Source organism: Pseudomonas edaphica, assembly GCF_005863185.1.
Taxonomy (GTDB): Bacteria; Pseudomonadota; Gammaproteobacteria; order Pseudomonadales; family Pseudomonadaceae; genus Aquipseudomonas; species Aquipseudomonas edaphica.
The window spans coordinates 1-6,454 of sequence record NZ_VBVZ01000357.1 but is presented as its reverse complement, the minus strand read 5'-3'; the positions used below and the strand labels follow the sequence as shown (position 1 = coordinate 6,454).

The following is a 6,454-nucleotide window of genomic DNA, read 5'->3' as shown; positions in this document are numbered from 1 at the left end:
AATGGTGATGCCCTGTTCACGCTCGGCCTGCAGGCCGTCAACCAGCAAGGCCAGGTCGATATCATCGCCCGTGGTGCCGGATTTTTTTGAATCACGGGTGATGGCTTCCAGGTGATCTTCGTAGATCATCTTGGAGTCGTGCAGCAGGCGCCCGATCAGGGTGCTCTTGCCGTCGTCGACGTTGCCGCAGGTCAGGAAGCGCAACATCTCTTTGCGCTCGTGCTGGCCCAGGTAGGCGAGGATGTCCTCGCTGATCAAATCAGATTGATGCGACATTGGTGACAGCCCCTTAGAAATAACCCTGACGTTTTTTATCTTCCATCGAGCCTGCGCCATCGTGATCGATGACCCGGCCCTGGCGCTCGGAAGTTCGCGTCAGGAGCATTTCCTGAATGATGTCCGTCAGCGTCTCGGCTTCGGACTCCACCGCGCCCGTCAACGGGTAGCAGCCAAGGGTACGGAAACGTACTTTCTTTTTGACGATTCGGGCTTTGTCTTCGTCGGACAAGTGCTCGAGGATGCGGTCGTCGTCGATCATGATCAACGTGCCGTTCTTCTCGATCACGTCGCGCTCGGCGGCGAAGTACAGCGGCACAATCGGGATGCCTTCGAGGTAGATGTACTGCCAGATGTCCAGCTCGGTCCAGTTGGACAGCGGGAACACACGGATCGACTCGCCTTTGTTGACGTTGCCGTTGTAGACGTTCCACAGCTCCGGGCGCTGGTTCTTCGGGTCCCAGCGGTGTTTGCTGTCACGGAACGAGTACACACGCTCTTTGGCGCGGGACTTCTCTTCATCGCGACGGGCACCGCCGAAGGCTGCGTCGAAACCATGCTTGTCCAAGGCCTGCTTGAGGCCTTCGGTCTTCATGATGTCGGTGTGCTTGGCGCTGCCGTGGGTGAACGGGTTGATGCCCTGCGCCACACCATCAGGGTTGACGTGGGTGATCAGGTCCAGGCCCAGTTCTTCGACCATTTTGTCGCGGAACTTGTACATCTCCTGGAATTTCCAGCGGGTGTCGACGTGCATCACCGGGAACGGCAATTTGCCCGGGAAGAAGGCCTTGCGCGCCAGATGCAGCATCACGGCGGAGTCTTTACCGATCGAGTAGAGCATCACCGGGTTGTCGAACTCGGCGGCGACCTCGCGGATGATGTGGATGCTTTCCGCCTCCAGCTGTTTCAGATGCGTCAGTTTGTCGACCATGGCTACTCACGGAAAAACGATCTTATGGACGGCCAGCGGGCCGTGTTCGAGCGGGGCATGCTAGCACAGCACCTTCTTCTATTCAGGGAGCCAGCTAGATCGAAACGGTATATGAATATGCCCCTCAGTTTGGCTTGTGGTAGCTGGCTTGTCTGCTCTACAGGCACCTCAGTCATTCAGGCAAACCGAGGTGATGCAATCGCAGGCAAGCCAGCTCCCACATTTGAGCCTTGGTGTTCTTTAGATTGGGTTGGGGCAATCGATGAACAGATGTTCCAGCGCGAAACGCCGTGCCAGATAGTCACCCAGTGCCTGCACGCCATAACGCTCAGTAGCGTGATGGCCCGCTGCAATAAAGCTGACGTCGTTTTCCCGCGCGCTGTGGAATGTTTGTTCGGACGCTTCGCCGCTCAGATACAAGTCAACGCCTGCGGCAATAGCATCATCAATGTAGCCCTGACCGCCGCCCGTGCACCAACCCACCCGGCGGATCATCTCGCTGCCTTCGATCAACAGTGGCTCGCGACCCATTACATCCTGCACGCGCCGGGCAAAATCACGCGGCGACAAGGGTTCGGCCAGGGAGCCGACCAGGCCGACGATTTTCGGGTTGTTCGGATCCAGCGGGCCTTCGACGGTGATATCCAGCTGACGGGCGAGTTGCACGTTGTTGCCCACCTCCGGGTGCAGGTCCAGCGGCAGGTGGTAGGCCAGCAGGCTGATGTCGTGCTTGAGCAGGGTTTTCAGGCGGCGTTGCTTCATGCCGGTGATGCACGGGTTTTCGCCCTTCCAGAAATAACCATGGTGCACCAGCACCAGGTCGGCCTGGGCTTCGACGGCGGCGTCCAGCAACGCTTGGCTGGCCGTGACGCCGCTGACAATGCGCATCACCTGCGGGCGCCCCTCGACCTGCAAGCCATTGGGGCAATAATCGGCAATTTTTGCGCTGCCAAGGTAGCGGTCCGCTTCCTCGACCAGGGTGCTAAGGGGGACAGCCATAAAAGACTCCTAAATATCCCGTTCCGAGGCGCTCGCAGCCTCGTATAATGCGCGACATTATGGGCGCTATCCCGCCCCCTGCAACCTGTCAGGACTTACTTGATGCTCAAGGCACTGCGTTTTTTTGGATGGCCATTGTTGGCTGGCGTGCTGATCGCGATGCTGATTATTCAGCGTTATCCCCAATGGGTGGGCTTACCCAGCCTTGATGTGAACCTGCAACAGGCCCCACAAAGCAGCTCGGTGGTGCAAGGCCCGGTCACCTACGCCGACGCGGTGGTCATCGCCGCGCCTGCAGTGGTCAACCTGTACACCACCAAGGTCATCAATAAACCGGCGCATCCGTTGTTTGAAGACCCGCAGTTTCGCCGCTATTTCGGCGACAACGGGCCCAAGCAGCGCCGGATGGAATCCAGCCTCGGTTCCGGGGTGATCATGAGCCCGGAAGGTTACATCCTCACCAACAACCACGTGACCACCGGCGCCGACCAGATTGTGGTGGCCCTGCGCGACGGCCGTGAAACCCTGGCCCGCGTGGTCGGCAGCGACCCGGAAACCGACCTTGCGGTGCTGAAGATCGACCTCAAGAGCCTGCCCTCGATCACCATCGGCCGCTCCGAAGGGCTGCGCGTCGGTGATGTCGCACTGGCCATCGGCAACCCGTTCGGCGTCGGCCAGACCGTGACCATGGGCATCATCAGCGCCACCGGGCGTAACCAGTTGGGGCTCAACAGCTACGAAGACTTTATCCAGACTGACGCGGCGATCAATCCGGGGAACTCTGGCGGCGCATTGGTGGATGCCAATGGCAACCTGACCGGTATCAACACGGCGATTTTCTCCAAGTCCGGCGGTTCCCAGGGCATCGGCTTTGCGATCCCGGTGAAGCTGGCAATGGAAGTGATGAAGTCGATCATCGAGCACGGCCAGGTAATCCGTGGCTGGCTGGGCATCGAAGTACAGCCGTTGACCAAGGAACTGGCCGAGTCGTTCGGCTTGACCGGGCGCCCGGGCATCGTGGTGGCCGGTATCTTCCGCGACGGCCCGGCGCAGAAAGCCGGCCTGCAATTGGGCGATGTGATCCTGAGCATCGATGGCGAACCGGCCGGTGATGGCCGCAAGTCGATGAACCAGGTGGCGCGGATCAAGCCGACCGATAAGGTGTCGATCCTGGTAATGCGCAACGGCAAAGAGATCAAGCTGTCGGCAGAGATCGGCCTGCGCCCGCCACCCGCCCCGGTGAAAGAAGAGGAATAACGGCTACGGGAGCCCGTTCGCGGGCTCCTGTTACCGAATACTTCAAAAGAAATTCATTCTCAATGGTCATGTTATATTGTTTCAATATCGCTATTGGAACGCTCTATCATGCCGTCTCAAAGATTCGCCCCCGTGGCTGGCCTGGCCTTGGGTTTGCTGCTGGACCCCGCCTACGCCGATGACAACACTGTCGAACTGGACACCATCAGCGTCACCTCCGACGCCTATGAATCCGCCACCGGCCCCGTCAAAGGCTACCGCGCCACCCGTTCCGCCAGCGCGACCAAAACTGACACCGATCTGCGCGACATCCCACAATCAATCAGCGTGATTCCTGCCACGGTGCTCAAGGACCTGGGCAGCACCAGCGTGGAACGTGCTCTGGAGTTTGCCGGCGGCGTGTCCAAGCAAAACAACTTCGGCGGCCTGACGCTTTACGAGTACAGCGTGCGCGGCTTCACCACGTCGGAGTTCTACCAGGACGGTTTCAGCGCCAACCGTGGCTACCCGAGCACCCCGGACGCGGCCAACATCGAGCGCATTGAAGTGCTCAAAGGCCCCGCAGCCAGCCTGTACGGCCGTGGCGATCCCGGCGGCACCGTGAACATTGTCACCAAGAAGCCGCAGCCCGAAGCCTTTACCACCGTGCAAACCAGTGCCGGCAGCTGGGACCGCTATCGCACCGCACTGGATGTGAACACGCCGCTGGACAGCGAAGGCCGCGTGCTGTCGCGGGTCAACCTGGCCGTGGAAGACAACCACAGCTTCCGCGATCACGTCGACGCCCAGCGCGTGTTCGTCGCGCCATCATTCAGTTGGCAGTTGGACCCCGACACCAGCCTTCTCGTAGAAAGCGAGTTCGTGCGCCACAGCTCCACCTTCGACCGGGGCATCGTCGCCAACCATGGCATGTCCCGCTCGACCTTCCTCGGCGAACCCAACGACGGCAATATCCGCAACCACAACAATCGCATCCAGGCCGCGTTGGAACATCACCTTAATGACGCCTGGAAACTGCGCCTGGCCAGCCACTACAAACAGGGCAGCCTGTGGGGTGACGCCTCGGAAAGTCGTGCGCTGAATGCCAACGGCCATACCGTTAACCGCCGCCTGCGCGAACGCTCCACCGGTTGGCACGACAGCATCACCCAGCTGGAACTGCGCGGCCAGTTCGACATCGGCAGTTGGCAGCACGAACTGTTGATCGGCGGCGAATACGAGGACTACCGCAAGAAGGAACGCGTGTCGGCGGTTGCCGGCAGCCTCTACCCCATCGACATCTATAACCCGATCTACGGCCAGACCAAACCCAACGGCGCACGCACCGGCACCGACGTCTTCGAACAGACGAAAAGCCAGGCGCTGAACCTGCAAGACCAGATCATCTTCACCGACCGCCTGCGCGGCATGCTCGGTGCGCGCTTCGAGCATGTCGAACAACGCACCGACGACTTCACCCGCAACCACGCCAAGAGCCGGCATACCCACGACGCCCTGACTCAACGCGCCGGTCTGCTCTATCAGCTAACGCCGCAAGTCGGGGTGTTCGCCAACGCGTCAACCTCGTTCAAACCCAACAACGGTGTGGATGCCGGCGGCAAATCCTTCAAGCCCGAAGAAGGCGTGGGCTATGAAGTGGGGATCAAGAGCGAGCTGTTCGACGACCGTTTGAGCACCACGCTCGCCGCCTTCCATATCGAAAAAGAAAATGTTCTGACCCAGGACCCGGCCACCCTCAACAACAGCCGCGCCATAGGCAAGGCGCGCAGCCAGGGCTTTGACCTGCAACTGAGCGGGCAAGTGACGGACGCGGTACGCGTGATCGGCGCCTTTGCCTATATCGACGCCGAAGTGACCAAGGGCGACAAATCCATCCCCACCGGCAGCCGGATTCTGGGCGTAGCCAAGCGCAGCGGCAGTCTGCTGGGTGTGTATGAATTCCAGAATGGCGCGCTGCGCGGCTCGGACCTGGGCGCGGCGTTCACCTACGTCGGTGATCGCTCCGGCGAGGCCGGCAGCCAGTTCGAACTGCCCGCCTACCACACCGTCGACCTGCTGGCGCATTACAAAGCCAGCGATAGCGTCACGGTGGGCCTGAACCTCAACAACCTATTCGACGAAAAGTACTACGAGCGCTCCTACAGCAATTACTGGGTCACTCCCGGCGAGCCGCGCAACTTCACCGTCAGCCTGACCCTTAACCTGTAAAAGGATGCCCCATGCAAGCCTTCAAATCCCTGGCCGTGATCGGCCTGCTGTTTGCCAGCCAAGTCTCGGCCCACGGCCTGTGGACCGAACAACGACGCGGCAATATCGAAGTGATCTACGGCCACGGCGCCGAAGACAATGCCTTCAAGGCGCAAAAAATCAGCGGCGCCTGGGCGTATGACGCCAGCGGCAAAATGATCCCGGTCACCGTGGAGCGCCTGGCCGACCACGCACGCCTCAAGCCACTCAAATCGCCCGCCGTTTTAGCCGTGGCGTTGGATAACGGGATGTGGTCGCAGACGCCGGACAAGAAGTGGATCAACCAGGGCCGTAGCCAAGTGCCAGGCGCGATTGAGTCGACCCAGACCTTCAAGTACAGCCTGGCGATTTACCAGCCGGGGGCGAAGCTGCCCAAACTGGATCAGATCAAGCTGCTGATCCTGCCGGAAGTAGACCCGCTGACCGTAGGGCCAGGCAAGTCACTGCCGGTGCGGGTGCTGCTGGACGGCAAACCGGCGGCGGGGATCAAGCTGGTGGGCGATTATCGCAATGCGCCGAACACCTTGAGCACTGAGACCGACAAGGACGGCCGCGCCCAGGTGCTGGTGCGTAATGAAGGGTTGAATGTGATTGCCGCGCAGGTGGAGATTCCGCTCAAGGACAACGCCGACGTGGCCACCCGCGGGCTGTTTACTTCGTTGACCTTCCTCGGTGAACCGCATCACGAATAAACCCTGAAAAACACTGTGGGAGCGGGCTTGCCCGCGATGGCGGTTTGTCCTG

At 60.4% G+C, this 6,454-nt stretch carries 6 protein-coding genes; 3 read left to right on the top strand and 3 right to left on the bottom strand.

The features are described from left to right. The 3 genes from FEM54_RS21335 to FEM54_RS21325 all read right to left on the bottom strand — a co-directional run. Positions 1-276, bottom strand: a 276-nt coding sequence (locus FEM54_RS21335; protein ID WP_240792778.1) for a GTP-binding protein, incomplete at its 3' end; no start/stop codon positions are given. A gap of 13 nt (positions 277-289) precedes the next feature. Continuing rightward, positions 290-1,207, bottom strand: coding sequence for a sulfate adenylyltransferase subunit CysD (gene cysD / locus FEM54_RS21330; RefSeq protein WP_017137614.1), 918 nt, complete (start codon positions 1,205-1,207; stop codon positions 290-292). Positions 1,208-1,447: 240 nt separating this feature from the next. Continuing rightward, the gene (locus FEM54_RS21325; protein ID WP_138452862.1) at positions 1,448-2,206 is read right to left on the bottom strand and encodes a Nif3-like dinuclear metal center hexameric protein; all 759 of its coding nucleotides are present in this window, start codon (positions 2,204-2,206) and stop codon (positions 1,448-1,450) included. 102 nt (positions 2,207-2,308) lie between these two features. Here FEM54_RS21325 and algW point away from each other — a divergent pair, with 102 nt between their 5' ends. The 3 genes from algW (at position 2,309) to FEM54_RS21310 (ending at position 6,402) form a co-directional block, all read left to right on the top strand. Next, positions 2,309-3,463 (top strand): Do family serine endopeptidase AlgW, encoded by a 1,155-nt coding sequence (gene algW, locus FEM54_RS21320; RefSeq protein ID WP_017137616.1) that lies wholly within the window; start codon positions 2,309-2,311, stop codon positions 3,461-3,463. 108 nt (positions 3,464-3,571) lie between these two features. Further along, complete coding sequence (locus FEM54_RS21315; RefSeq protein WP_099549232.1) at positions 3,572-5,671, top strand: TonB-dependent siderophore receptor; 2,100 nt, start codon at positions 3,572-3,574, stop codon at positions 5,669-5,671. 11 nt (positions 5,672-5,682) lie between these two features. Further along, a complete protein-coding gene (locus FEM54_RS21310) occupies positions 5,683-6,402 on the top strand; it encodes a DUF4198 domain-containing protein (RefSeq protein ID WP_017137618.1) in 720 nt (239 codons plus the stop codon). The last annotated feature ends 52 nt before the right edge of the window (positions 6,403-6,454 follow it).

What these genes read in the sequence shown, in the direction of transcription:
- cysD (WP_017137614.1), bottom strand. Translation starts at nt 1,207, where the DNA reads ATGGTCGACAAACTGACGCATCTGAAACAGCTGGAGGCGGAAAGCATC.
- FEM54_RS21325 (WP_138452862.1), bottom strand. Translation starts at nt 2,206, where the DNA reads ATGGCTGTCCCCCTTAGCACCCTGGTCGAGGAAGCGGACCGCTACCTT.
- algW (WP_017137616.1), top strand. Translation starts at nt 2,309, where the DNA reads ATGCTCAAGGCACTGCGTTTTTTTGGATGGCCATTGTTGGCTGGCGTG.
- FEM54_RS21315 (WP_099549232.1), top strand. Translation starts at nt 3,572, where the DNA reads ATGCCGTCTCAAAGATTCGCCCCCGTGGCTGGCCTGGCCTTGGGTTTG.
- FEM54_RS21310 (WP_017137618.1), top strand. Translation starts at nt 5,683, where the DNA reads ATGCAAGCCTTCAAATCCCTGGCCGTGATCGGCCTGCTGTTTGCCAGC.